Source organism: Salinisphaera sp. SPP-AMP-43, assembly GCF_049568105.1.
Lineage (GTDB): Bacteria > Pseudomonadota > Gammaproteobacteria > Nevskiales > Salinisphaeraceae > Salinisphaera.
Genome location: NZ_CP145335.1, coordinates 242714 through 269705, shown reverse-complemented (window position 1 = coordinate 269705; position 26992 = coordinate 242714). Strand labels below are relative to the sequence as shown.

General features: G+C 62.5%; 18 protein-coding genes. 7 read left to right on the top strand and 11 right to left on the bottom strand.

Annotated elements, in window-relative coordinates; translation table 11 throughout:
• Nucleotides 1–79 precede the first annotated feature (79 nt).
• Nucleotides 80–1108, top strand: a complete 1029-nt coding sequence (locus V5738_RS01110) for a LacI family DNA-binding transcriptional regulator (RefSeq protein WP_423822553.1) — start codon at nucleotides 80–82, stop codon at nucleotides 1106–1108.
• 35 nt (nucleotides 1109–1143) lie between these two features.
• On the opposite strand, the gene V5738_RS01105 is transcribed toward V5738_RS01110, so the two are convergent.
• The 4 genes from V5738_RS01105 to V5738_RS01090 form a co-directional block, all read right to left on the bottom strand.
• Nucleotides 1144–2238 carry an alcohol dehydrogenase catalytic domain-containing protein gene (locus tag V5738_RS01105; protein ID WP_423822552.1) on the bottom strand — a complete coding sequence of 365 codons (1095 nt, stop codon included), beginning with the start codon at nucleotides 2236–2238 and terminating at the stop codon, nucleotides 1144–1146.
• A 43-nt stretch (nucleotides 2239–2281) separates the two neighbouring features.
• Nucleotides 2282–3268 carry an ABC transporter permease gene (locus tag V5738_RS01100; protein ID WP_423822551.1) on the bottom strand — a complete coding sequence of 329 codons (987 nt, stop codon included), beginning with the start codon at nucleotides 3266–3268 and terminating at the stop codon, nucleotides 2282–2284.
• Nucleotides 3268–4800: a sugar ABC transporter ATP-binding protein gene (locus V5738_RS01095; RefSeq protein WP_423822550.1), complete on the bottom strand. Its 1533-nt coding sequence runs from the start codon at nucleotides 4798–4800 to the stop codon at nucleotides 3268–3270. The genes V5738_RS01100 and V5738_RS01095 overlap by 1 nt, the downstream gene beginning before the upstream one ends.
• A 61-nt stretch (nucleotides 4801–4861) precedes the next feature.
• Complete coding sequence (locus V5738_RS01090; RefSeq protein ID WP_423822549.1) at nucleotides 4862–5818, bottom strand: ABC transporter substrate-binding protein; 957 nt, start codon at nucleotides 5816–5818, stop codon at nucleotides 4862–4864.
• Nucleotides 5819–6083: 265 nt separating this feature from the next.
• Here V5738_RS01090 and V5738_RS01085 point away from each other — a divergent pair, with 265 nt between their 5' ends.
• The 5 genes from V5738_RS01085 (at nucleotide 6084) to V5738_RS01065 (ending at nucleotide 12966) form a co-directional block, all read left to right on the top strand.
• Nucleotides 6084–7694, top strand: a complete 1611-nt coding sequence (locus V5738_RS01085; RefSeq protein WP_423822548.1) for an FGGY-family carbohydrate kinase — start codon at nucleotides 6084–6086, stop codon at nucleotides 7692–7694.
• A gap of 169 nt (nucleotides 7695–7863) precedes the next feature.
• A complete protein-coding gene (locus V5738_RS01080) occupies nucleotides 7864–9609 on the top strand; it encodes a methyl-accepting chemotaxis protein (protein ID WP_423822547.1) in 1746 nt (581 codons plus the stop codon).
• A 495-nt stretch (nucleotides 9610–10104) separates the two neighbouring features.
• Entirely contained in the window at nucleotides 10105–10314 is a 210-nt protein-coding gene (locus V5738_RS01075) for a hypothetical protein (protein WP_423822546.1), read from the top strand.
• Nucleotides 10314–11792 carry a sodium:solute symporter family protein gene (locus V5738_RS01070; protein ID WP_423822545.1) on the top strand — a complete coding sequence of 493 codons (1479 nt, stop codon included), beginning with the start codon at nucleotides 10314–10316 and terminating at the stop codon, nucleotides 11790–11792. The genes V5738_RS01075 and V5738_RS01070 overlap by 1 nt, the downstream gene beginning before the upstream one ends.
• Nucleotides 11793–11805: 13 nt before the next feature.
• Entirely contained in the window at nucleotides 11806–12966 is a 1161-nt protein-coding gene (locus V5738_RS01065; protein ID WP_423822543.1) for a M20 aminoacylase family protein, read from the top strand.
• A 443-nt stretch (nucleotides 12967–13409) separates the two neighbouring features.
• On the opposite strand, the gene V5738_RS01060 is transcribed toward V5738_RS01065, so the two are convergent.
• Nucleotides 13410–13628 carry a DUF3820 family protein gene (locus V5738_RS01060; protein WP_423822541.1) on the bottom strand — a complete coding sequence of 73 codons (219 nt, stop codon included), beginning with the start codon at nucleotides 13626–13628 and terminating at the stop codon, nucleotides 13410–13412.
• A 271-nt stretch (nucleotides 13629–13899) separates the two neighbouring features.
• On the opposite strand from V5738_RS01060, the gene V5738_RS01055 reads away from it, so the two are divergent.
• Nucleotides 13900–14772, top strand: a complete 873-nt coding sequence (locus V5738_RS01055; protein WP_423822540.1) for an MBL fold metallo-hydrolase — start codon at nucleotides 13900–13902, stop codon at nucleotides 14770–14772.
• 314 nt (nucleotides 14773–15086) lie between these two features.
• Here the strand turns inward: V5738_RS01055 and V5738_RS01050 are convergent, their stop codons facing one another.
• The 6 genes from V5738_RS01050 to pgaA all read right to left on the bottom strand — a co-directional run bounded on the left by V5738_RS01050 (nucleotide 15087) and on the right by pgaA (nucleotide 26819).
• Nucleotides 15087–15299, bottom strand: coding sequence for a hypothetical protein (locus tag V5738_RS01050; protein WP_423822539.1), 213 nt, complete (start codon nucleotides 15297–15299; stop codon nucleotides 15087–15089).
• A gap of 125 nt (nucleotides 15300–15424) precedes the next feature.
• Nucleotides 15425–20410, bottom strand: coding sequence for a diguanylate cyclase (locus V5738_RS01045; protein ID WP_423822538.1), 4986 nt, complete (start codon nucleotides 20408–20410; stop codon nucleotides 15425–15427).
• A 372-nt stretch (nucleotides 20411–20782) separates the two neighbouring features.
• Nucleotides 20783–21355: a poly-beta-1,6-N-acetyl-D-glucosamine biosynthesis protein PgaD gene (gene pgaD, locus V5738_RS01040; protein ID WP_423822537.1), complete on the bottom strand. Its 573-nt coding sequence runs from the start codon at nucleotides 21353–21355 to the stop codon at nucleotides 20783–20785.
• 15 nt (nucleotides 21356–21370) lie between these two features.
• Nucleotides 21371–22654 (bottom strand): poly-beta-1,6-N-acetyl-D-glucosamine synthase, encoded by a 1284-nt coding sequence (gene pgaC / locus V5738_RS01035; protein WP_423822536.1) that lies wholly within the window; start codon nucleotides 22652–22654, stop codon nucleotides 21371–21373.
• Complete coding sequence (gene pgaB, locus V5738_RS01030; RefSeq protein ID WP_423822535.1) at nucleotides 22651–24759, bottom strand: poly-beta-1,6-N-acetyl-D-glucosamine N-deacetylase PgaB; 2109 nt, start codon at nucleotides 24757–24759, stop codon at nucleotides 22651–22653. The genes pgaC and pgaB overlap by 4 nt, the downstream gene beginning before the upstream one ends.
• Complete coding sequence (pgaA, locus tag V5738_RS01025) at nucleotides 24759–26819, bottom strand: poly-beta-1,6 N-acetyl-D-glucosamine export porin PgaA (protein ID WP_423822534.1); 2061 nt, start codon at nucleotides 26817–26819, stop codon at nucleotides 24759–24761. Before pgaA ends, pgaB begins: the two co-directional genes overlap by 1 nt.
• Between the last annotated feature and the right edge of the window lie 173 nt (nucleotides 26820–26992).

Genomic DNA, 26992 nt, shown 5'->3' with positions numbered 1-26992 from the left:
TGTTTACCGGATTTTCCCGCACTCTATGCGATAAGATGCAGCATACAGCTTGTCGCGATGTCTATTCGGAAACCGCTCCATGCCCCGCAATCGCCGTGTGACCATATCCGATGTTGCCGCCCGGGTGGGACTGACCAACATCACCGTGTCCCGAGCGCTGAACCGCCCGGAAATGGTCAAACCGGAAACCCGTTCTAAAATCGAAGCCGCGGCCAGCGAATTGGGTTATGTACCCAACGCCTTCGCCCGCGGGCTCAAGCATAGCCGCAGCCGGCTGATCGGCTTCGTCACCGCCAGCGTCGACAATCCGTTCTATGCCGAGATGATCAAGGCCGTATCGCGCCATGCTAAGCGGCACAACTATGCGATTTTGCTGTTCGACACCGACGGTGAGCCCTGGCTGGAAGCCAATGCCATCGAAACCCTGCTCAGCTACCAGGCCGCCGGGATCATACTGTCACCGGTCTCGGATGAGCCGGACTATCAGCCGGACTATATCGAGCGCCTGATCCATAGCGATGTCGCCGTAGTGCAGCTCGATCGTACCCTGCACGATGCCGCTTTCAGCTCGGTCGTCCTCGACAATAGCTGGGCCGGCCAATGCGCAGCCGCCCATCTACTCGAACGCGTGTTCGCCGGGCCGTCTGTGGGCGACCAGAGCTCGTCACGCCTGCTGGTCGCGGCCGGGCCGGAACATTCACGGATCGCACGCCAACGCCTGGCCGGAGTACATCAGGCATTGGCCGAAAGCGAACGCGACATCGCGGTCGATGTGCTGTGGGGCGATTACACTTTAGAGCCGGCCCGCGCCCAGGTCAGCCACTATCTAGAGGCCCATGGCATGCCGCGGGCGATCTTCGGCATGAACCAGCTGATTACGCTCGGCGCCCTGCAGGCCATGAAATCCCACGGGATCGCCCCCGATGCCTTGGACGTGATCAGCATCGACCGGCTGCCGTATCTGGATCTTTTCGATATCCACGTGCCCTGCGTGGTCCACGACGGTTTCCGGGCCGGCCAGCAAGCCCTCGATCTGCTGCTCGAACGCATCGCCGATCCAGAACTGCCGCCTCAAACGTTGACCGTCCGCGGCGAACTCATCGAGTAGCGGCGGCGCATACGCGCTGCGCCGCCGCAGCGGGCTTAGGGAATCAGCAGCACCTTGATCGATTCGGCCGCCGTGGCCATACGAAAGCCTTCTTCGAACTCGGCCAGCGGCAGTTCGTGGGTAACGATGCCGTCGGTGGTCACCCGCTTGCGGGCCAGCAGGTCGATGGCCACCGGGAAGGTCCGCGGCGACAGATGGGCGCCGCGCACGTCCAGTTCCTTGCGATCACCGATGATCGACCAGTCGACCGAAGTCTCCTTGCCGAACACGCTGAACTCCACGAACCGACCCAGCTTGCGGATGATATCCAGGCCCTGGCGTACCCCGGTCGGCGAGCCGGTCGCCTCGATATAGACGTCGCAGCCATAGCCGTCAGTCAACTCGCGGACCCGGGCGCCGACATCGTCCCGCCCCGGATTGAGCGTGACGTCCGCGCCGAAGCGTTCGGCCAGACGCAGGCGCTCATCGAGCATGTCGATTACGATCAAGCGTTTCGGTGTCTTGAGCCGGGCGACCTGGACCATTGCCAGGCCGATCGGGCCGGCACCGGCAATCACCACCGTGTCATCGAGCTGGATATCGCCGCGATTGACGGCATGGATACCACAGGCCAGTGGCTCGATGAACGCTGCATCGGCCCGGGACAACGCTTCGGGGATACGATGCAGCCGGGCGTTGGCCGGCACCCGCATGTATTCGGCCATGCCGCCGTCGGCTACTTCGCGCTGGAAACCAAAGATATTGTGTACTTCGCACATCCAGTAATGGCCCGAGTCGCAGTATCGGCATTCACCGCAGGGTACGATCTGCTCGGCGATGGCGCGGTCGCCGACCGCCAGCCCGGCCCGCCGGCCCGCGCCTTCACCGAGTTCGACGACCTCGCCGAAGAACTCGTGCCCGGCCACCACCGGCGCCTGTACCCACGACGGCTGGCTATCGTTGCCCCAGAACATCGCGGCACCGCCGCGACATTTCACATCGCTGGCACAGATGCCGCAGGCACCGATCTTGAGCACGACTTCGCCGGGGCCGGCGCTCGGCCGCGGGCGCGATTCGTGGCGATAATCCTCGGGGCCGTGGCAGACCACGGCCTGCATCGTTGCCGGTGCGTTCGCGGTGGTTTGGCTCATGGTTGGAACTCCTTGTGCCGCGGCGCGGCGTTCAATCGAAAAATCAAGCGTTACGCCCGCGGCCGATATATACCGCCAGCAAGATGATGCCGCCCTTGACCACGTCTTGGAGATAGGGCGACACCCCCATCAGATTCAGGCCGTTGTTGAGGATCGCCAGCAGCATGGCCCCAACCAGGGTGCCGAGTACCACGCCGCGGCCGCCCGAGATCGCAGCGCCGCCGAGCACCACGGCAGCGATTGCATCCAGTTCGAAACCGGTGCCGATGTTCGGCTGGCCGCTCATTAGGCGCGAGGTGATCACCAGACCGGCGATCGCCGCGGTCAGCCCGCTGATGGTGTAGACCAGCAGCTTGGTGCGCGGCACGCGGATACCGGTCAGCCGGGTGGCCTCTTCGTTGCCACCGATGGCATAGACATAGCGACCGAAGGCGGTGTGGTGCATGACCACATAGGCTGCGGCATAGACCACCAGCATGATGATGATCGGCACCTGCAGCCCGCCCAGGTCGCCGCGGCCGAACCAAGAAAACCAGGACGGCAGCCCGGAGATCGGATAGCCGCCGGTATAGATCAGCGCCAGCCCGCGGGCCGCGCCCATCGTGGCCAGGGTCACGATGATCGGTGGCATACGGCCGAAGGCCACGCAGAAACCGTTGAAGCCGCCGAACAGCATGCCGACGCCGAAACCGGCCAGAATCGCGACCGGCGCCGGCCAGCCGGCCGCCATCAATCCCGCCATGACGGTGCCGGACAAGGCCATCACGGGGCCGACCGATAGATCGATGCCGCCCGTGAAGATGGCGAAGCTCATGCCGACCGCGATGATCGCGATCACCGAGCCCTGGCGGGCCACGTTGGCCAGATTCGAAAACTCCAGGAAGCGGTCGTTGACCAGCCCCATCACGATGAACACAGCGATGAACCCCAAAAGCGGGAAGAACATCGGCGAATGCAGCATGCGCGCGAGGCGCGAACGCCGCTGCCGGCGTGGTGCCTCGCTGGCCACGGGTCGAGTGGAATCGCTCATTAGGCGTCCTCGGTAGCGGTTGGGGTATCGTGATTGCGTCGCGGCTCGCGCACGGCGTGGGTCATGATCGCGTCGGCCTGAATGTCATCACCGGCCAGCTCGGCCACGATATGGCCGTGGCTGAAGACCAGCACGCGATCACACAAATGGGTGACCTCGGGCAACTCCGAGGAAATCATGATGATCGATATGCCCTGGGCAGCCAGTCGGCGCATCAGGGCATAAATCTCGGATTTGGCGCCGACATCAATGCCGCGGGTCGGCTCGTCGAAGATCAGGATGCGACAGCCGCGATCCAGCCAGCGGGCGATCACCACCTTCTGCTGGTTGCCACCCGATAGCGACTGCACGGGGGTTTCTGCGCTTGGCGCCTTGACCCGGACCTGGTCCATGGCGGCATCGACCGTGTCGGCCTCCTGGGCCCGGCTGATGAACGGCGCCGGCCGATAGAACTGGGATAAATGATTCAGGGTGATGTTGTCGCCACAGGAAAACGGCAGGATCAGCCCCTGGCGCTTGCGATCCTCGGGCAGCAGGCCGATACCGGCATCCAGGGCATCGGCCGGCGACTTGAAATGCACCTCGTGGCCGTCGAGGCGGATATGGGCCACTCGGGCCGGATAGGCCCCGATCAATGCCAGCGCCATCTCGCTGCGCCCAGAACCGACCAGCCCGGCAAAGCCCAGGATCTCGCCCTGTTCCAGCCGCAGGGTATCGGTATGGTCGGTACCCGGCATGCCGATTTCGGCTTCCAGAATGGTCGGCGCATGAGCCGGACGCGGCTGGCGCGGCGGAAAAATATTGTCGACCTTGCGGCCAATCATCATCTCGACCAGCTCTTCGGGATCGGTCTCGATCACCGCGCAGCTGGCCACATAGGCCCCGTCACGCAGCACCGTGACCCGATCGCAAATCTCGAAGATTTCTTCTAGATGATGCGAAATGAACACCATCGCTACGCCGTCGGCGCGCAGCCGCCGCATGATCGCGAACAGCCGTTCGACTTCGCGCGGAGTGAGTGGCGCGGTCGGCTCGTCGAGCACCAATACCCGGGCATTGAGCGACAACGCCTTGGCGATCTCGACGAACTGCTGATCGGCCACGCTCAGGTGATGGACTGCGATCTCCGGATCGATATCGATAGCCAGACGATCGAACAGTTCGTGGGCCGCCGCACGCATCCGGGCATGCTGGATCAGCCCCAGCCGGTTGCGCGGCTCGCGGCCGAGAAAGATATTGTCGACCACCGACAACCAGGGAATCAGGCTGAACTCCTGAAACACAATGCCGACACCGGCGGCACAGGCATCGCGATAGTTATGAAAATGCCGGATCTCGCCATCCAGGCGGATCTCGCCGGCATCCGGCTGGTAGATCCCGCACAGGATTTTCATCAGCGTCGACTTGCCGGCGCCGTTCTCGCCGAGCAGGGCATGGATCTCGCCAGCGTCGACGTTCAGGCTCACGTCGTCCAGCGCCTTCACGCCGGGAAAACTTTTGCTCACGCCTTGGAGCGACAGGACTGCGGTCATGGACTGGCTCCTGCCGTCCGGTCGCGCCCGGGCGCGACCGGCCTGGCACGGTCGTCGGTAATTACTGGCCCCAGTGGAACTGGCCGGCCTCCTTGGGCGTGATCAGCGTCACGTCTACCGGAATCTCGTCCGGGCTGTCTTCGCCGTGGTATTTCTTGAGCGCCAGGTCGAGCGCTTTGCGCACCATGGTCGCCGGATGCTGGGCCACGTCCGCGATCAGCGGCGAATCGGGCTGCTGCATGGCCTTGATCGCCTCCGGGTTGCCGTCGATGCTGACCAGCTTTACGTGGTTGTCCGAAGAATTGAGCGCGACCAGCGCCCCCAGCGTGCCGCCGTCGTTGACGCTGAACAGGCCATCCAACTCGGGGTGAGCCTGGAGCATGTTCTCGGTCACGTTCATCGCCGTATTGCGCTCTTGATGGCCGTTTTGCTTGTCGACCACCTTGATCTCGGAGAACTCGCCGAGGGCCTTCTCACAGCCCTTGACCCGCTGCAGGATCGGCACCACCGGAATGCCGTCGAGAATCGCGACATCGCCTTTGCCGTTCAGGCTCTGGCCGAGATACTTGCAGGCCTGATAGCCGGCCTTGAAGTTCTTCGAACCCACGAAACCGGAGACCGGGCCTTTGGCCTGGGCATCTACGGCGACCACCGGAACTTGGGCGTTATGCGCCGAGACCACCGCCGACTGAATGCCAACCGTATCGGTGGGGTTGAGCAGCAGAATATCGATGCCGCGCTGGAGCATGTCCTCGACGTCGTTGGTCTGTTTGGACACATCGTGCCGGGCATCGGTCACGATCAGCTTCGCTCCCATCTTGTCGACCTTGTCCTGCAAGGCTTTTTGCATAGTCACGAAATAAGGGTTGTTGAGCTCCTGAAACGACATGCCGATCACGAGCTGATCGTTCGATTTGTCGTGCTTGTCGGCCGCCGTGGCCGCCATCGCCACCAACGCCAGGGGAATGGCCGCGAGTACGGCCAGCCGACGCAGCGAATCGGTCTTGAACTTGATCATGGATCTCCTCCGGTTCTGGATCTATCGCAGCAGAAGCCAAACAAATTCGTCTTCTATCTGGATATTGCAACGTTCTTTGCAATGTTGACGTTGTCATTTCACATTAGTTCGAATGCAAAAACTGCGGCAATACGTCTTTCGGATAGGACGACTAAAGTCGGAACCGACAACCAGCGACGCCCGCCCCGGCAGCCGGCATAGTAGGCGCCCGATAACGCAGGCCGAGCCGAACCGGCTCGCCGCAACCCACCTTGGGAGATGCCGCATGGCCGGGAACTATCTTGGAATTGACGTCGGCTCGGGCAGCGTCCGGGCCGGCGTGTTCGACGCTATGGGCCGCTGCCTGGGCCAGGCCGCGGCCGACATTGCCCAGTTCCGCCCGCAACCGGATTTCGTAGAGCAGTCCAGCGACGACATCTGGAACCAGTGCATCAGCGCAGTGCGTAGCGCGCTCTCAGCGTCCGGGGTTACCGCCGACAGCATTCGGGCAATCGGCTTCGATGCCACCTGCTCGCTGGTCGCACTCGACGCTGACGGACAGCCGGTATCGGTATCGCCCAGCGACGACGATGCCCAGAACATCGTGATGTGGATGGATCATCGGGCCACCGCCGAAGCCAGCGAGATCGCGGCCACGGAACACGAGGCCCTGCGCTATATCGGCGGCCAAGTCAGCCCGGAACTGGAGCTGCCCAAGCTGCTCTGGCTGGCCCGCCATCGCCCCGACCAGTATCAACGCGCTGCGCTTTATCTCGACCTGGCGGATTATATGGTCGCCCGCGCGGTCGGCGCCCTCGGCGCCCATGCCCGACCCACAAAAAGTATCTGTACCCAGGTCTGCAAATGGCTGTATCTGGCCCACGAACAACGTTGGCCGGAGGATTTATTGGCCGATATCGGGCTGACATCGCTACTCGACAAACCCGGCATGGCCGGCCCGATCCAGGCACCGGGCGCGGCCGCGGGGACTTTGTCGGCGGCCGCCGCCGAGGCCTTCGGCCTGTCGGACAAGGTAGTGGTCGCCACCGGCTTGATCGATGCCCATGCCGGCGCACTGGGCATGCTTGGCGACGACCCCGAGGCCAGCCTGGCAGTGATTGCCGGCACATCGACCTGTCATATCGCCTTCTCGCGCGAACCCTGTTTCGTGCCTGGGGTCTGGGGGCCGTACTGGGGCGCAGTACTGCCCGACGGCTGGATCAATGAAGGCGGCCAGAGCGCCGTGGGCGCACTCATCGATCACATGATTCGCGATAGCGCCGCCTACGCAGCCTTGCAGGCCGAAGCCGAACGACGCCGCTGCAGCCATTTCGACGTCCTCAACGAGCGGCTGACGCGCCGGGAGACGGAGACCGGCGGCGAACTGACCCACGATATGCATGTGCTGGACTATCACTACGGCAATCGCTCGCCGTTGGCCGATGCCTCATTGACCGGCACTGTCACTGGCCTGACCCTGGCCGAGAGCATCGACGACCTAGCGGTCCGTTATCTGGCGACGCTGCAGGCGGTGTCCTATGGCACTCGGCATATCGTGGAAGCACTCAACGCCCACGGCCATGCGGTCACCCGGCTGCGATTATGCGGCGGGGTGCTGAAAAACGAACGCTGGCTGGCCGAGACCGCCGATGCCACCGGGCTGCCCATCGAACTCCCCGCCGAACCCGAGACCGTACTGCTGGGCAGCGCCATGCTGGCGGCGGCCGCCTGCGGCGACCAGCCCGACCTGCGCACCGCAGCCGCGCGGATGAGCGCCACCGATCGCGTGATCCAACCCAGCCGCGAGCGCCAAGCCTTCCATCAGGCCAAGTATGGGGTCTATCGGGCCCTGCATGCCGATCAACTGGCCTATCGCGAGCTCATGTCCGGCGTTTAATCGATGCATTGTTGAACGAAGCCCAGGCCACGGCGGCAGACGAGCGCCCTCTCGCCGCCCTGCCCTCAAGATCGCCGACTCACAGCCGATAACCATCGGCACGCGATATCGATGAAACGAACCCGCCTCGGGGAGACGGGCGGATTCATGTTCGGAACGGGGAGTCGGCGTGCATATTCTGCGAAGCATCAAGGCCAAGGTCACACTGGCATTCGCCTCAACCATTGTGCTCTGGGCCCTACTGTGTGCGATCTCGCTATTCGCGATCCAGCAGCTCGACGGCCACAGCGACAAGCTGTATTCGACCAACTTGCTCGGTGTGAACGCGCTGGCCGAGACGAGCCAGACCTATGCCACGATGCTGGCCAATATCCGGGGCCGGCTCAATGCCGGCAAACCCAACGACATCCAGGCCCTGGCATCGGAACTCACACACGACCGCGAAACACTCAACCAGCAGTGGAGCGATTATTATCCGAATCGCGTGTCTTCAGAGGCCGAGCTACAACAGGCTCGCGAATCCTACAAGACATTCCAGGGGCTGGGACCGCGCCTGGATAAATTCGTCGATATTCTGGGCCAGGGCAATCCCTCGATGGCCAATACGTTCTATAACGCCCAGCTGTCGATGCCGCTGACCGCGGCCGGCAAGGCGCTTTACGATTTACGTAACAGCCAAATCGCAGCGGCCAAGGGCGTCCATCAACAAAGCAATCAAACCGCCCAGTGGCTGAGCTGGTTGATCGGCGGCGCCGGCGCAGCGGCCATTCTGGTCGGCCTTGTGGTGGCCACGGTCCTGGTGCGCTTGATCACCCGACCGTTGGATCAAGCCAAGCACTTCGCCGAAGCCATCGGCCAAGGCCGCCTCGATAACGACATCCCGCACCAGCGTCGTGACGAGTTTGGGGACATGCTGGCTGCCCTGGCAGGCATGCAACAAAGACTCGTGGATACCGTGGCCGATGTACGCAGCACCTCGGAAGCGGTGAGCGCCAGTGCCTCCCAGATTGCCAGCGGCAGCGACGAGCTGAGCTCGCGCACCCAGAGCCAGGCCGCGAATCTGCAGCAGACCTCGGCCTCGATGGAACAGATGACTGCCACGGTCAAACAGAATGCCGACAATGCAGCCGAAGCCGAGGCCGTCTCCAACGAAGTACAAACCCGCGCTGACGAGGGCAGCGTCGTTGTCCAAAAGGCAGTCGCAGCCATGGCGGCGATCGATGCCTCGAGCCGCAAGATCAACGATATCGTCGGTCTGATCGAAGACATCGCGTTCCAAACCAATCTACTGGCCCTGAATGCCTCGGTGGAGGCAGCCCGGGCCGGCGAGCAAGGGCGGGGCTTTGCCGTGGTGGCCACCGAGGTCCGCAATCTGGCCAACCGGAGCGCCAGCGCGGTCGAGGAAATCAAGACCCTGGTGGCCGACAGTACCCGCAAGGTTACCGACGGTTCCGAGCAGGTCACGCTATCCGGCCAAACGCTGGAAAAGATCACGGCCAGTGTGCACCGGGTCAGCGAACTCATATCCGAAATCGCTACCGCCAGCCGCGAACAGGCCAGCGGCATCGAACAGGTCAACCGCGCCGTCAGCGATATGGATAGCAGCACGCAAGAGAATGCGGCCCTGGTCGAAGAATCGGCCGCGGCCGGCCGCGAGCTGGAAACCCGTTCCCGCGACCTGTTCGCCAAGATGGCTTTTTTCAAACTCGCCGCGGCCGCTCCGTTGGTGGCCAGGGCACCCGTCGAACCGCCGCCGGCCACGGCTACCGCTGTGCTGGCCACTCAGCACGCGCCTGACTCATCGGCCGCTAGGCCCTCAAGGCCGGACTCGTCCACCTTCGTGGCCCGGACCGATGCCTCGAAGGATCTCTCGGTCGAGCAAGACGACGACCCCCAGGAATGGGCCACCTTCTAGGGTTGATGGCCAAGCCCCGCACTGTTTGACGGCCTGTGGCGCCGGGCGGGTGACGCCGCACCCCATGCGCCTACCCCATCCTCGGCCGAGGCTGTTCGGTCGTGTCGGGTTTGGGTACCGAGCGCGTCAGGGGTTCGCATTCGGATCGCTGTATTGCACCGAGCTCAGTCAAATATTCAATGCACACGCGGTCTCAGCTTGCCCAAGCACGGTGCAGCGTGTTCGACCTCGCGAATCCAGATCACGCGATCGAAGCGGCCTGCACCTCCAAGCGCAGCGTCTCGTCACGGCCCATAGATGCGCCCTACCGCGCTCCCAGCCCGGCCGCCGGAGGCTTAACGGCGCCATACAGGGTTCGTGCCCGCTTTGACGATGCCCGCCCTGGCCCAGGCTTGTCATGTCTTAGGCGTTGCGCGCTATGGTGGTTCGGCCATGAACAAGCGGCGCGGTTTTTGCGTTAAACGCATGACTTATCCGCTGCGGAGAAGGCCCACCATGCACGCTCGACGCCGTTACTGGCTGGCTGGCCTAGGTTATGCGGTCTGTATTCTGGCCATGATCTGGCCGGGTGCATTGATCGCCAACCGCATCCAGCCCTATGTCCTTGGCCTGCCGTTCTTTTTCTTCTGGTATGTCGCCTGGGTATTCGTGCTGTTCGCAGGCTTGGCAATGCTGTACATCCTGGAAAACCGGGCCCAGGACTGATGGCGGGCTGGCAGATCGTAACCGGTATCACCCTCGTCTATCTGGTGTTCGTGCTCGGCGTCGGGCTGGCAGCTCGCGACCGGCACACCACCAGCCAAGCCGGCTATGTCGCCGGCGGACGCCAGCTGGGGCTGGTACTGCTATTTTTCATCATGGGCTCGGAAGTCTTTTCTGCCTTTGCCTTTCTCGGCGGGCCGAGCTGGGCCTATACCAAGGGCGCACCGGCGCTGTATCTGGTGGCCTATCTGACCCTCGGGGTCGGCGTCTGGTGGGCGGTCGGCCCGCGGCTGCGCCGTCTGAGCGCCGACTATGGTCATCTCACCCAGGCCGATTTGATCGCCGGACATTTCCGCAGCCGGCTACTGTCACCGGTGATCGCGCTGGTCAGCGTAGCGGCTCTGGTGCCCTATCTGACCATCCAGATCACCGGTGCCGGGCTGTTGTTCCAAGCTGCCACCGAAGGCCAGATCCCATTCTGGCTGGGCGCGTTGGCGGCGTTTTTCGTGGTCGCCATCTATGTCTATACCAGCGGTCTGCGCGGCATCGGCTGGACCAGCCTAGTCCAGGGCATGATGATGGTCGGCGTGGCTTGGTTCCTGGGCTTGGCAGTCGCCGATCGCCTATTCGGCGGCGTGCAGCCTATGTTCGAGCAGATCGCAGCCCGGGCGCCGCAGTATCTGACCATTCCCGGCGGCGGCGCTGGCATGAACTGGGCCGCTTTCTCCAGCGCGATCATCGTCAGCGGGCTCGGCGGCATGATGTGGCCGCATCTGTTCATGAAGTTCTATACCGCCCATTCGGATCGCACCATCAAGCAGATGACCCTGCTCTATCCGCTGTATGCCTATCTGCTGGTGCCGCTGTTGCTGATTGGCTTCGCCGGGGTGCTGGTCTTTGCTGACCAGCCGCTCGCCGATCCCGACCGCGTGCTGTTGCAGATCGTAGTTCACGTGGCGCACTTCTCGCCGTGGGTGATCGGCATCATGCTGTCCGGCGCCTTGGCCGCAGCGATGTCCACGGGCGCCAATCTGGCCCATTCGGCGGCCACCATCACGGCCCGCGACCTGATCGGCACCCTATTCGCCCGCCAGGCCTGCGATGCCGCCATGGTCCGGCTGACCCGGGCGATGCTGATCGTGATCTGTGCGCTCGCCTATGGCCTATCGCTGCTGCATCTGTCGTCGCTGGTGACCATGCTGTTGTCGGCCTACGGTGTAATCGTACAACTGCTGCCGCTGACCCTGGCTTCGCTGTTCTGGCCGGCAGCCAGCCGGGCCGGTGCCTATGCCGGACTGATCACCGGTGCCCTGGTCACCCTGCTGTTCACTTTCGGCCCCGCTACCCCGTTCGATATCCATGCCGGGCTCTGGGGGCTGACCGCCAATACCGTGGCGCTGATCGGCGTGTCGTTGATCGCGCCGACCGCCGATACCGACGTTGCCCACGCTTCTGGCCAGCAGGCCAGCGCAACCGATTGAGTCGAGAACCGATATGCCGACACTGCCCGAAATCGAAGCCTGGACCGACGAACTGGTCGCCATCCGACGCGATATCCATGCCCACCCGGAAATTGGCTTCGAGGAACAGCGCACCTCCGCCCTGGTCGCCGACAAGCTCACCGAATGGGGCATCGACGTCCATCGCGGGATCGGCAGCACCGGTCTGGTCGGGGTTGTCGAAGGCCGCCGCCCCGGCCCGATGATCGGCCTGCGGGCCGACATGGATGCCCTGCCGATGGACGAACAGACAGGCCTCGAATTCGCCTCGCAAAACCCCGGTCGCTTCCATGGCTGCGGCCACGACGGCCATACCACGATGCTGCTCGGTGCGGCCCGCTATCTGGCCAACAACCGTGATTTTGCCGGCACCGCGGTCACGGTTTTTCAGCCCGCCGAGGAAGGCCTGGGCGGCGGCCGGGCGATGATCGCCGACGATCTGTTCGGGCGTTTTCCCTGTCGCGAGATTTATGCTCTGCACAACGCCCCGCATTTGGCCCCGGGCCAGGTTGGCATCGCGCCAGGCAAGGCCATGGCCGCGGCCCATTTCTTCGATATCCATATCCACGGCCGGGGTAGCCATGCCGCCATGCCCGAGGGCAGCCGCGATGCGCTCGTCATCGCCAGCGCTTTGGCCCAGAGCCTACAGAGCATCGTGGCGCGCAATGTCTCGCCGATGGCATCGGCCGTACTGTCGATCACCCAGCTGCATGCCGGCTCGGCTTATAACGTGATCCCGGAAACCGCCACGCTGGCCGGTACCATCCGCTATTTCGATGAGGCCGTGGGCGACTTGGTCGCAGCCCGGGTTCGCGAGATCGCCAATGGCATCGCCGTGGCCCACGGCGTGGATATCGAGGTCGATATTCGCAACGTCTTCTCGGTGCTCGACAACCATCCGGCCGAAACTGCCCACCTGCAGACCGCGGCCGCCGATATCGTCGGTCATGACGGCGTACTCACAGCCCCTGCCCCGATGATGGGCAGCGAGGACTTCGCCGACATGTTGCATGCTGTACCGGGCGCCTACTGCTGGGTCGGTCACGGCGGCGATCTGCCGCTGCACAACCCCGGTTTCATCCTCGACGAGACCATTCTGCCGGTGGGCGCGAGCGTGCTCGCTCGGGTCGCCGAATCTCGACTCAGTACCGGCTGACCCGGGCTAATGGGGCTGATGCGGCCCGGCGCCGGCTGCATCGTCTCGGGCACGGCCACACGTGTTGATATCGACCTCATGCGGTGCGCCCGAAGGCAGCCGGCCTGAACACACATCCAGCATGACTCGGCCGAGTGCGCCATCCGGCCGTGGCTGGGCCTCCCGGCCATACGCCCCTTTACCGACAGGACGGGCGTGCCTCGAAGCGTGCCCCCGGCTGGAGCCGGAGACCCGCCGTTGCCGATGCCAGTTCCTGCATGGCTCGGCGCTGGCCCCCTCAGCTACCGGCCATACCACTCAAGCGGACCCACGACGATCGACGGCCAGATCGTGCCGGCCCGGCCACGAGCCAGCGTCATAAGGCGATGCCGATACCGCGCGTGGCATGCGGGTCGCTCATCATGCCAGGCCCAATAGCCCGGGTTGCTGTTCAGAAAACCGGCTTACCGGGCCTCACGGCGCAGCGGTACGAGCAGGCCGCGCAGATCGTTGTGATCGATGTGATACATCAATGCCAGCAGACGTCCCAGTTCGCCAGCCGGAAATCCCTGGCGTGCGAACCAAGCCAGATATCCTCCGGGCAAATCGGCAATCAAACGCCCTGCGTATTGCCCGAAGGGCATAGAACGCGTGACTAATTTTTCGAGATCCTGTGGGTCCATGGCACCTCAACAACGCATCTTCAGCCATCCCTGGGCCAGCCATGCTAAAGCCAATCCGGCCTCGGCTCACCATGGCTTCATCACCCATTCTTGGGTTTTAGAAGGCCGCGGGCTGGATCCTAGCCGGATCGGGGGCCGCTACAAAACATGGCTACCGCCACTATTACAGCCTGTTTGCTACACGCCGTTTGATGCAGGTCATTCTAGCTGCGGCGGTGCCGTTGGACACTGATCACGCGAAGCGAACCCCGCGGTGGATGACGAGTCACCGATGAAAGCACCCAGCCCCGACGTTGAAGCGTTTTTTGACCCCGCGACCAATACCGTCAGTTATATCGTGATCGATTCGAGAACACGTCACTGTGCCGTGATCGATTCGGTGCTCGACTACGAGCCCAATGCCGCCCGTACCGGCTACGAGAGCGCACAGCGGCTCGTGGACCGCATTCGCGAGCGCGAACTGACGGTCGACTGGCTATTGGAAACCCATGCCCATGCCGACCACCTCTCCGCCGCCCCGTGGTTGCAGAGCCGGCTCGGCGGCCAGCTGGCTATCGGCGAGCACATCAAGACTGTACAGAGCGTCTTCGGCGAGATCTTCAATGCCGGCCCGGAATTCGCACGCGATGGCAGCCAGTTTGATCGGCTATTCGCCGACGGGGCCGAATACCGCATCGGCGACATCCCAGCCCGGGCGCTACATACCCCAGGGCATACGCCTGCTTGCATGAGCCATCTCATCGGCGATGCGCTATTCGTCGGCGACACCCTGTTCATGCCCGACTATGGCACCGCACGCTGCGATTTTCCCGGCGGCGACGCACGCACACTGTATCGCTCGATACAGACGATCTTCACCCTGCCTGACGAGACCCGGATGTTCCTATGCCACGACTATCTGCCCGCCGGACGGACGAGCTACCACTGGCAGACCACGGTCGGCGAGCAGCGTCGACGCAATATCCATGTCCGCGAAGGGATCAGCGAGGAAGAATTCGTTACGCGTCGGCAGGCGCGTGATGCGGAACTGGGGATGCCGCGGCTGATACTGCCCGCGGTCCAAGTCAACATGCGGGCCGGGCACCTGCCGCCCGAGGAGTCCAACGGCACCTGCTATCTCAAGATTCCGTTGAATGTGTTCTAGGGCATGGGGCGGTGTCGCGCGTGTCCACGCACCGGGCTGTGGCTCGCAAGCCGAGGCGCCGCGAGTGCGACGTAGTTGCGCGACGTGCGTGAGCGGCAACGCGGAATTGCGGCCCAACCGCCATTGTTTCGAAGAGGCACACCCCAAACCGACGGCTCGCGCCTCGCCCGCCACGCTTTGGAGCAGCCACGCGGCGCTCGGGCGCCACCTCAACACGCGCTAGGCGCCTGTCGAGGTGTCACGGCAGCCACAGGCGCTAGCGACACGCTGCGACCCGGCCTTTGTCGCAACAGCCGGGGCGCAGCGCTGTCGGCCTAGGACGAACGCATGGTCGCCATTTCCCGACCAATCTTGGTGGCTTCTTCACGGGTCGGCGCCGAACGTTCGGCCTGCTCGGGCGCACTGCCGTTGTCGAAGCGTACTTCGACTTCCCAGCCGTTCAGGCCTTCCTTACCCATGACTTCATAGCCACGCTCGGCATCGCGTTCGAGCGTTTCCCATTCGGTGCGGTTCGGTTTATCGGTCATAAGATGCTGCTGTCGTTTGGAACGTCGCCCTGAGCGTAGCAGACAAACCGTATTTGGCGATGCGTAGGATCAGGCATTGACGATGGATTCAAATCGGCGGCCGCTTCCGGTGGTCGGCCATGGGCTTAGCCGCTGACTTGGTTCCGGCCATTGGCCTTGGCTCGATACAATGCACTGTCGGCCCGGCGCAGTACCGCTTCGTAAGAGGCATCGGCCGTTTCGATCTGGGCCACGCCGACGCTGACGGTATATGCAATATCTTCGCTATCCAGCCTGAGCGGCGTGGCGTCGACCTGCCGGCACAGCCGTTCCGCGATCTCCATGGCCTGGACCAATCCGGTATCGCGCAACAACACTGCGAACTCCTCGCCGCCGATACGGGCCGCCAGATCGTCATCGCGCAGAGCGCTGGGAAACAGTCCGGCAATATGCCGTAGGACCTCATCCCCGACGGCATGACCGTGGCGATCGTTGATCGTCTTGAAACAGTCGATATCGAGCATGAGCACCGATACCGGCCGTTCTGTAGTCTCGCCGTGGGCCTGGGTGATCTGTAGCACCTCCATGAACAGGCGACGATTGGCCAGTTCAGTCAGATCGTCGGTATTCGCCAGCTTCTCGAACTGTTCGACCTGTTGTTGGCGCGCCATGATCTCGGCGTCCGCGCTCTGCATACGCATTTCGGCTTGGCGGCGTGCCTGGCCTTCATCAGCCAACCGCGAGGTCAATTCGATACTGCGTATCGAGATCGCGGCCTGGGCGGCCAGAAATTCCACCAGTGGCGCCTGATGGGCATCAAAGGCGGTCGTCGAACGCTCGTGTTCCAGGTACAAAATACCCAATAGTTGACCCAGATAGCTCAGGGGCACGCACCAGCCGGCCCCGTGGAACCCGGACGACTCGGCATGTCGATCGCGGGTGAAATACGGATCGTTGTTCAACAGCAGCATGTTCTGGATGTCGGGCGGGCCGAAACGGAGCATGCGCTGCGAGCGCGCCACATAGCGAATCACCGCATGGGGCAGGTTCGATGTCGACTCCAGCGGCCGGGGCACTCGATAGTAGTGCGATTGCTCGAGCCCGCTGTCCATAGCCATCTGCAGCGTATCCCCCTGTGCCAGCAGCAAGACCACGCGCTGCGCGCCGGTCTGGCGGGCTACATGCCGGATGATCTCGGGTACGAGCTCTTCTAGATCGGTATGCAGGGACAATGCCTGCGCAATCTTGATCACCGCGTTCATGCGCGCACCATCAGCGGCCGGGTCCAAGGCCGGCCGTTCGTCGTCTTCGGTGGTGACAACCGCGGCGGCATGGCCGATCTGCAACGCCTGTCGTTGGCGTCGGCCATAGACCGCGGCGAACGCGGTATGCCCGCGCTGCTGCCAGAAACGCTCGGCGCGTCGGGCTATCAACACGATCGCAGGCCAGCAGCCCTGCTGCTGTGCGGCCGCCAGCGCGGCATCATAGTTACTGATCAGCGTATCGAGATCGTCGGCCCGGCCGGCCTGTTCGGCCAGCAGCAGACGATACCAATGACTGAAGTTGTCGGGCGCGCTGTCGGCCCAGTCCCGATAACGGGCCAAGGTTTCGGCGATCAGGCGGTCTAGAGAAGCGCCTGGATCGATTGCTGCCGCCGGCGTCTCGATCGCGGCCAGCACTTTCAGGACTGGAAACTGCGTCGCCGCCAACAGGCCCTGTACCGAAATCAGCGCTAGCCGTCGCTCGGCTTCGCGCAGACTATATGCCGCCTCGCCCGGGGCATCGCGTATCAGCAGCGCATAGGCCCGCATAACGTGATAAATACAAATCACTTGTTCGTTGCAGCTGGCTTGGCAGCGCGCCAAATAGTTCGCCTCGGGCTCATGCCGCCCTGGCCAGTCCGGTCCGAAATTGCCTGCATGCAGCAGCTCGAATACCCGCATCGCCCCGGTGAGCAGATCGATCCCCCAATGATTACGACGGGCACGGGCCGATTCCAAAGAACCCAGCGTCTCGGCCATCAATTCGTCGAGCGGATCGCCCTGAAAATAGCGACAGCAGGCTCTATGGGCGAACGCATACACCGCATACTGCAGATGGCCCGAGATCTGGCCGGCCTGCTCTGCAGCCCGGTAATCCTCAAGGGCCGTGCGCATCGGCGCGAACCAATGCCGCAAGGAACCCCCCACCATCAGATGGCCGGTGCTGGTCTCGGCCGGGTCGTCGAAGCGCGTCATGAGTTGCTGGACAGCCGCGTCCAAGGCCCGGCAATCCGGGCCCGTACCGATGCCGGCATGAATGAGCAAGCCCCCCAGAGCCGGATAGATATAGTTGGCGCTGCCCAGACTGCCGTACTCTAGACACAGCCGACCGGCGCGCGCCACGACCAACGACCAAAGCTCGGGGAACGTGCTATAGCACGGTGGCGCCAGGCTGGTCAGCAAGCGAACCACGGCTCGCACGCGCGCATTCTGCATCGGGGGCAAGCGGCCCAATGTCTCCCAGGAGCGCCCATTAAGGCCGTCGCGCACGATCGCGAGTTCGGCCAGGCATGCCGGCCACAGATCCGACTCCGGCAAGGGCTCTTCGAGCAGTACCAGGCCTTGTCTGGCTACCGCCACGGCGCGGCCATACTCGGCCCGCAGGGTGAGCTGCATTACACGCATGCGATACAACTCGGCCCCCCGAAAACTATCGGTTTCACGCTCGATCGCCTGACATAGAAAGCATTCGGCTGCCTCGTAGTCGCCATCGAGATACTCGAGCTCGCCGCGGTCCCGATAGAGCGCATGGGCCAGGCCGGGATCACGGTCCCAAAGGTCGCTCGGCAGCTCGGCCATGCACTGACGAAGATACGATAATGCCAAGCCAAAGGCGCCCGCGGCTTTGGCCTTATTCGCTGCCTGCAGATTCAGGCGTGCGAAATCGACCTCGTTCGACACGGCATACAGCCGCTGCCGAGCCCGGTTCATATGGCCCGCGATTTCGATGATCCGCTGCTTGGCTTCGGCCTCGGACAGACGCTCGTACAGCAGCGTCGCGATGCGATGATGCCGCTCGGCGATGTCATCTTCCGGAATCGACCGGTAAGCCGCTTCCTGGATTCGGTCGTGCAGGAACCGGAATCGACGTCGCATCACCCCGCCCGAGACCAGTTCGGCCGCGCCGACCGGCTGGATGAACTCTTCATCGACTGCGGCCTGCAGGTCTTTCTGAACGACCTGCCGATCGCGATCGACGACCCAAGACAGCTCCTCGATATCGAAGCAGCGGCCCAGACAGGCCGCCCAGGCCAGCGCCCGCTGGCTGCGTTCGGGCAGGCCGCGGATACGATGCTGCATCAGCCCAAATACGTCGCAGCCAAACTCGGCCTGTTGCATGGCTTCGAGATCCCATACCCAGCGGGCTCGATCGATCGACAGCCAGCCATAGTGGTGCATGGTCCGCAGCAGCTGCCATAGAAAGAACGGATTCCCGTTGGTACGGCGCAGCAGCGGATCGACCAGCGGTTGCACCTGTTCCGGCGTCCGTTGCATGCCTTCGGACAGTAGTTGCGTGACATCACAGCGCGCCAGCGACGCCAGCCGCAGCTCGTGCCGCTCGAGCCCGCCGTCGCCAAGCGGCTCGTTCAATATCTGCGCAAGCGGATGCGCGGGCGCGATCTCGTCGTCCCGATAAGCGCCGATCAACAATAACGGGCCTTGCCGCTGGTCGCTGACCATACGCGCCAGCACGCCCAACGATGCATCGTCGATCCATTGCAGGTCATCCAGAAAGACCACCAACGGCCGCTGGGTATCGGCGAACACGCCCAGAACCCGCATGAATGCTTCGGCGAGTTGTTTGCCGACTTCCTCCGGCGACGGGCTATGCTCGTCGGGTATCTCGCTGATGAGCGTTGCCAGCATCGGCACGAGCGCAACCAGCATACCAAGCTGGGCGCCAGCAGCTCGCCGGATCCGTGCCCGCCATTCGATCAGTGCCTCGGCCGGTTCAGCCAATACAAACCGCACCAGTGCGTCCATGACACTGCGCCAGGCACCGTAGGGCAAATCCTGCTGCTGGAGCGAAAACTTGCCGGAGACAAAAATAGCCCGGTAGCGGGTCGCCGGTAGATAGGTTTCGCGAATCAACGTGCTCTTGCCAATGCCCGAAGAGCCGCTTACCCAGACGACCTGTGGCCGGCCCTGGAACGCTCGTTCGAGACCGGCGAGCAGCACCCGGCGTTCGTTGTCCCGCCCATAAAGCCGCTCGGCCGCGTCAAACGGAAACGGCTTGACGCAGCGGAGTGGGATGCGCTCGACGTCGTCGCCGCACACCCCGCGAACCACATCCCGTGCGAGACGCAGATGGTCGATGAGTTCATGGGTACATTGATAGCGCCGCCCCGGATCTTTACTCAGAAGACGCAGCAGAATCCGAGACAGTGTTGAGGGCAGGCCCGGCGCCGAATATTCCGGCGCCGGCGGCTCGACCGCCAGGTGCTGATACAGCAACTCGTAAGGCTCATCGGCAGTGAATGGCAGGCGGCCAGTAAACAATTCATAGAATACGACTCCGAGGCTGTAATAATCAGCCCGAAAATCTGCTGGCGCATTGAAACGACCGGTCAACTCCGGGGCGATGTAACGCAGGCGTCGCAGGTCGCTATCGGGCAGCTGCAGATCCGGATATTCGCGGTGCGCCCGAACCGCCTGTGAAAAATCGGTGATATAAACCCGATCGTCGGCCAGCAAAAAACTGTCGGCACGCAGATCCCGATGCAGCAAGCCCTGCTGGTGCAGTTCATCGACGGCCTGGGTCATCCGGATCGCCCAGTCCAGCCGCCGCTCGGTCGACTGGCCGCCGATCGCCGACAATAGCTGCCCGCCCGGATCGCGAAAGCGCAGAATTGTTTCCTGCCTGACTTCGTCGAAACGCTCGAGAGGCAGCGCGCATGCCAGCGCATAACGCGACAGAATTTCGTAGTCCGACCGCAGGCAGACGGCCTTGGCCGGAGTGAAGGCCCCCGAACGATACTTGACCAGAACCGATCCCCCGATAGGTCGTGACGGTTCGATCCGGACTAGCCGCGTCAGGCCATCGTCACGCAGCACCTGGGCGATACGCAGATGCTGCCCGTTCGCGTTCATCCATGTTGCGCAATCCGCAAAATCATCGTTCCTAGACCCCATACCATGTTCCTGTGCATGCATGAGCGCTGCGAAGCGGATATCTCCCCAACAGGCGCAGCCGGAGTGCCGGCATGCCTGTATCGGTAACCGTCAAAGCGGGTGTCGTACTGCCGCGAGCTCAACGCCGTCCGAACGTCGACCCGAGCCATCGAGGTCACCCAGCAAGTCATGCAATGGTCCGCCGATCCGCGCCAGCCAGCTCACGGCGTCAGCCATTCGACACCTTGGGCCCGACGGCCCGAACCACCGGACACGGCCTGACCGCCGAGTCCCCCGTTTGATGCCGGCTTTGAGGTGTGTCATGCAGCATAGCCGACGCGGCGCACCAGCCTAAGCCGACACGCCGACAGACTTGACCCGCGGACGCACATCGGTGATTTCGCCGCGCTCGTCGTGGTCGAGCCATACGATCTGGCTGGCCTGCAGGCGGCCCAGTGCCTTCATCGTGACGTGGTCGCTGTCGGCTAATTCGCGGGTACGGATCTGCTCTGGGCCCCGACGACGTTCACGCTGGCGAAAACGAACCAAGTTGTAGGTCGCCCAGACCACCAGCAGCCCACCGGCGATCGCGACCAGAAATCCGTAGACGATGAGCGTCGTGATCGTTTGGTCGGTGCTTGGGCTGATCGGCGCACGCAAGCCGAACGGAAACTGGGTATAGCCCAGCAGCTGACTGATCACTTCCAAGGCCGGTAGAAACAGATAGATCCAGACTGCCCAGGCCAATATAGTGACCAACCCATTGCCGCCCCGGCGCAGCGGGTTCTGCAAATCGGGCCGATGAATGATGTTCGGCAACCGGATCGTTTCTGCCATCGTCGGGATGGCCGGCCACTCGACCTGATCCGGAAAATAGCCGTCGCTGGCCCATTGCTCGGTATAGTTCATGTGCGATGTCGTCATGAGTATCTCCACGGTTTAAGGACGAAAACCTCGGTCGGGACTGACCCAACGCGCGCGTGTGCGACCTTTTCGGAATAGCGTTTTGGGAAAAGCGACAACTACGGTCAGCATCGACAGCAGCCAGTACATGAGCGGATACCAGATCACCCAGAAATACGAGCTCATGAAACGCTGATGTTCATAACGACGGTCGATATAGAGGCTGACCAAGAACTGGGTCAGACAGGTCGCGCCGAGCAACGCCCCATTCCACCGCGGCAATAGACTCGACACTTGCCAGGTCGCCGGCAGAGGCCATAGCAGACCGACAAAGAACAAGACGAAAATCAAGAGCATGCAGTAGGCCCAAATCAGGCTTACCAGGTATTCGAGACCGATACCCCAGAAGCGACGCTGCCGCCAGTGCAATAGTTTGGGCCCATAGCGCAGCAAGACCTCTACCCCGCCCTGGGCCCAGCGCAGCCGTTGTTTCCATAGCCCCTTCAAGGTCTCGGGCATATAGATGTAGCACAGCGCCCTGGGCTCGTAGCGGATGTCCCAATGGTCGAGCTGGAGCCGCCAGGAGATATCGATATCGTCGGTGATCATGTCGTCACGCCAGTAATCGATGCGCTGCAGGGCCGCTCGGTTGAAACCTGCGATCACGCCGGAGACGGTAAAAATCCGGCCATAGGCGCGTTGTGCCCTTTTGATCAGCCCGATGATCGAAGAAAACTCACCTACTTGGATTTTGCCGAGCAGGCTGGATCGATTGAGGATGCGGGGGTTACCGGTCACGCCCCCGACACGCCCGCTGGACGCCAGATGCGACATCATCCATTGCACGGCATAGGGATGCAGCAGAGCATCGCCGTCGATACAGATCAGATAATTGGACCGTGCCGCCAGCGCCCCGGTTCGCAACGCCACTGCCTTGCCCTGGTTCTCTGCCAGATGGATGACGCGCAGGTTGTCGTGACGCTCGGCCAGCTCGTCGAGCATGGCTGGCGTCTCATCCGAGCTGCCATCGTCGATGGCGATGACCTCAAACCGCGGGTAGTGCGAGGCCAGCGCGTAGCCGACGGTGTCCTCGATCTGGTCCTGCTCGTTCATGCAGGGAATCAGAATGCTGCAAGGCGGAGCCGAATCGTTGCCGGCCCAGACATCGACCCGGGCCCGTGTACCACGCTCGCGACGCACATAGAACCAGATCCCGCCGACGATCCAGATCCAGGCCATGAACAACGGGTAGTAAAAAGCGAACCCGAACAGAATCTGGCGCGCATCGAGCGCCATTACCCACTCCAAACCGACATTCATGGCTTGTCGCCCCTTCCTTTCGCAGGAAAGGAGTTGAGGCTCATGACCGGATATACCGCCTCGAACGGCGGCTGATTGATCAGGAAATCATCCGGGTAATAGGCAAGATTGAGCGCACCACGCACGATCAACGCATTCATCCAGCTTTGCAGCGTGTCGCCCGGGATCCATTCGTCGTCTGTCCAGTTCCGGGCCTGCAATTCGAAGATGACTTTGTCCAAAGCCCCGGGCGTTTCTTCGACCCGTTCTTCCAGGTCGATCAGCCAGCGCTCGGGCGGCAGGTTCGTACCATCGAGATACGGCATTGCCATCAGGGCAACGTAGTCGTAGTTGCGGAGAAACGGACCGAGCGCCTGGGCAAAACGCACTTCAGACGAGGGGTCCATCACTACCCGGGCGTACATGTTGCGCGCCACGTTGAAGCTGTTGCTGATGTTGCGATAGGTCCGCATGTTGCCGATCACCGCCTGCCCGAAATCGATCAGGGCCTGGGTTTTATCCCCGGCGCTCAGACTGCAGTCTTCGATCGGTTGCCCGTTGCCCGGCCAGCGCGCCTCGGGCGCACAGCTAGAAATGTCTTCATCGCTTTCCAGATAGGCGTCGTCGTGAATCAGCACGCCGTTGAGCCCCGACATATTCTTGGCGAGGTCTTCGTAAATGCCGGAGACGATGTCGAGCGATTCTGGCAAAAACGGGCTCAGGCGCCGGTAATCGTGGGGTGTCGGCACCGGTTCACCGTCGTCGCCCTCGACCTTGACCGCGAGCGTACCGGTATTGGCATGGTTCGGCAGATCGAAGGCCAACAGAGGCAGCCAGGCATAGACCTGCACGCCGGCCCGGGTCTTGAGCTGCCAGGTCACGCGATTGAACAGATCGGCGCGCATCGGCAGGTATCGGTTCGGGAAATACAGCGACGAGGCCGTGCCGTCGGCATCGGGATCGGCGAACGCCTGCAGATAGACTGTGTTCACCCCCATCGACTTGACGCGATCGAGCAGTGCACCGAGGTTATCGTTGACCTGCTCCGGCGACGGATCGTAGACGTCGTCCATGTCGATATGCAGTGCCCGGATCGTTTTGCTCGGCGGATCGAGCGCACGTGCGACCTGGGCTTCGATCTCTGACGGCTTCGGATCGTTTAGGATCAGAAACCGCCCCGGCCTTTCGATGTTCTTGATCGACGGCACATCGTCGTCATTGAGGCCGAACGATATCGAAAATCCGACGCTGCGAGCGATCGACACCACTTCCGGGGACATTGCGCCATAGGGCCAAACCGCAATGCGCGGTGCCTGGCCGGTCTGGTCGTGGATGGTGTTGCGGCTGCGTGTGAGGTCGTCGCGAATGCGCTGTCGAAATTCCCGGTCGGTCTCGTAGGTTTTTGTTTCCGGCCGATACAGCCGGGTGATCGCCGCCGGTTCGGTATTGCCTTGGGGGTTGGCCAGAATGCCGTGGTGAAGATCATCGGTATGCGTCGCGATCTCCACTAGCCCCGAGTCCTGCATTTCCTTGACCTGCCCCCAGGTCAGAAAACCTTCCGAGCCGCGTTCTTTACCGTTGTAGAACACCTTGTTCGGCTGCCGAAGGTTCGGCGACCGGGCCGCCTCGGCTTCATCCAACTCCAGGTCGGCGGCCTGCTCTGTGTCTGAGGTATCGGTCGATGTGCTGCCGTGTACCCGGCGCAGCCAGCCGGTTTCCAACGATACGACCGCGGGATATTCGAATGCCTTGAGCAGCGGAAACACACGGGAGTACGCGCTCTCGAGTCCATCGTCGAAGGTCAGCAATACCGGGTTGGGCGGCAATTCCGGACCGCCCTGATGCGCTGCAATAATCTGGTCGACCGACACCGCATGCCAATCGTGTGCCTGCATCCAGTCGAAAAACGCGGCCAGCCGGTCGGTGCTGATGGCGTTCGCATCGCGGTCAATGTCTGGTTGCACGTCGTCGCGAACGTCGTGAAAACACAGAATGATGAATTTGCCTTCGGGAATCTGAGCGACCCCGGCAGACGAGCGGCTGTACGCATCTGGGGTGGCGCTATCACAGGCACTGGCGCCAAGCAGCAGCGCACACATGAAGATCACTACTTGGATACAACGCATCAGAAGCTCCCCGACAAGCCGAACATGCCGTATAAACGCTGTTCGCGATCGCCGTCATAGACATGGCTGGACCAGCCGACGCCGTAATGCACCGACCAGGTCCGCGATACATCCCAGTTATGCTCGTACTGCACGTTGACGCCCGCCGCTGCGCCATAGCCCGACTGCCAGTCGGAGGCCGCATCGACTTGGAAGGTCTGGGTAAAAGAGCGGTTGTATGCGCGCCAAGTGATCCAGTCGTGTTGCAGTGTGACCCCGGCCGACTGTGAGTTCTTGGGATTGAAATAAGCGCCGCCGGGCTGATCGTTATGCTCGGCGAAGCCGGCGATCGTGGCCTGGGTCAGATGATGCGCATTGGCTTGAATACGCTGGGTAAACTGGGCCGAGACCATCGAGCGCAGATTGCCATCGCTGATATCGAGTGCGCCCATGTTGAATGAGGCCGATCGCGATTCGTTCTGTCGCCAGGTCACCGCGCCTTGATAGAGCCGCCCCTGGTAGCCGGCGCGTTCGGCGCGCAGCGGCGTCTCGTGTGAATAGGTATCCGCCGACAGCTGGTACTGCCAGTGGTCAGTCACCCATTGCGACCAACCCAGTGCGACCCCGATCTCGTCACCGGAGAACCGGTCGTCACCGATTTCGCCCCAGGCATGCTTACGGTCCCATGCCCACTCCGCGCCCAGGCTCGGCCGGCTAAACCGCGCTGAGCCTTCCTCGAAACTGGCATAGCTATAAAAATAGCCCGCATAGGCGCGCCAGCCGTTATCCGTCCAGGGCGAATTCAGTCGTGCCTGGGTTTCTACATCGTGGCTGCCGGTCACCTGGGAGCCGCCATCGCTGCGCCCGGCCTGGGTCTCCACGCTGAACGAGGGCCGTTTGCGATCCTGCACCTCAGCCAGGCTCTTATGGACCGCCGTATCGTTCGGAAACTCGATCGCCAACGCATTGACGTAGTTTCGCCACCGATCGTAATGCCCGAGATCATGGGCGTTGCTGGCCAGATTCAGCCGTGTGTCCTTCGATCGGGGCGCATAGGCAGCGGCCAGCTTGGTGATCTGCTGTGCTTTTTCCGGCTCCCCCCGCCAGCGCACCGTGGTGGCCTGAGTATTAATCAGATCAACGTTGCCGGGCGCCCGGTCACGTAGCTCCTGGATCCGTCGAAGCGCTTCGGCCGCATGATTGCGATAGTTCGCATCCATCACCTTGAGCTGATCGACGCTCATCCGTTCCCAGTTCGGTGCACGCTGGCTGCCCGGCCGAGAACGGTTCTGAACATAAGGCGTGTTACGGTCGATCTTGGCCAATAGTTTGGCCGCCTGATCGTAATGTTCGGCGTCGACCAGGGCGTAGTACTGCGCGATCGACAATTCGACTTCCGGATATTCTTCCGCGGCTAGCAGCTTTTCATAGATTTGCGAGGCTTTTCCCGGCTCGTGCACTGCGACGTACGCATCGGCGGCCGCTTGCTCGATGTACGAAGGGATGTCCACTCCCTCGTCTTTGAGCTGCTGATACCCCTCGATCACAGCCTGCATACGGCCGAGCTTGTTGAGCACATAGATACGATCGAATTGGGTTCGTCGGTAGGCTGTGCTCTGTTTTGGAAACGCTGCGAAGTTGCCCTCGATCTCCTGTAGAGCCGAAACCAAGGCGTCGTTCCGGCGGGCATAGTGAAAATGATCTTCCATCCGACGACGGGCATCTAGCGCGTGTCGGATATGCGCTGCCGTTCTATCCACACGCAGGCGCCGAAGCGTGGCACCGTCGATCTGGGCTTCCGGACGCAGAGCCAGCTGATAAGCCTTATCGAAAGCCCCAAGTGCCGCTAGTGACGAGATCTCGGTCTGCATGGCTTGCAAGTTGTCCGGCGCATAAGCCCGAACCCGCGTGGCCAACTGTAGAGCCGCAGACGGATGCCCTTCCTGTCGCTGACGCTCGGCCAGGCCGGCAATGTCGTTGGCATTCGGATGATGCCGACCGGGCCGTACCGCCGGACCGTAAGCCGAGGCCGGTTGGCCGGCCAAAGGCAAACGAGCCGGATCTAAATCTTGTGCTTTCACGTACAACGGCGCCCCTGCCCAACATAGCGTCAGCAAACAGACGAGCGGCCGCGTATCAAAGCCGACGCGTCGACGATCTTTTTGAATACTAACGGCAGGCACATAGCTGCCGTTGATCAATTTGCGACTACTTTGGTTTGCAAAATCACGACAACAAGACGCACCCATCTCCC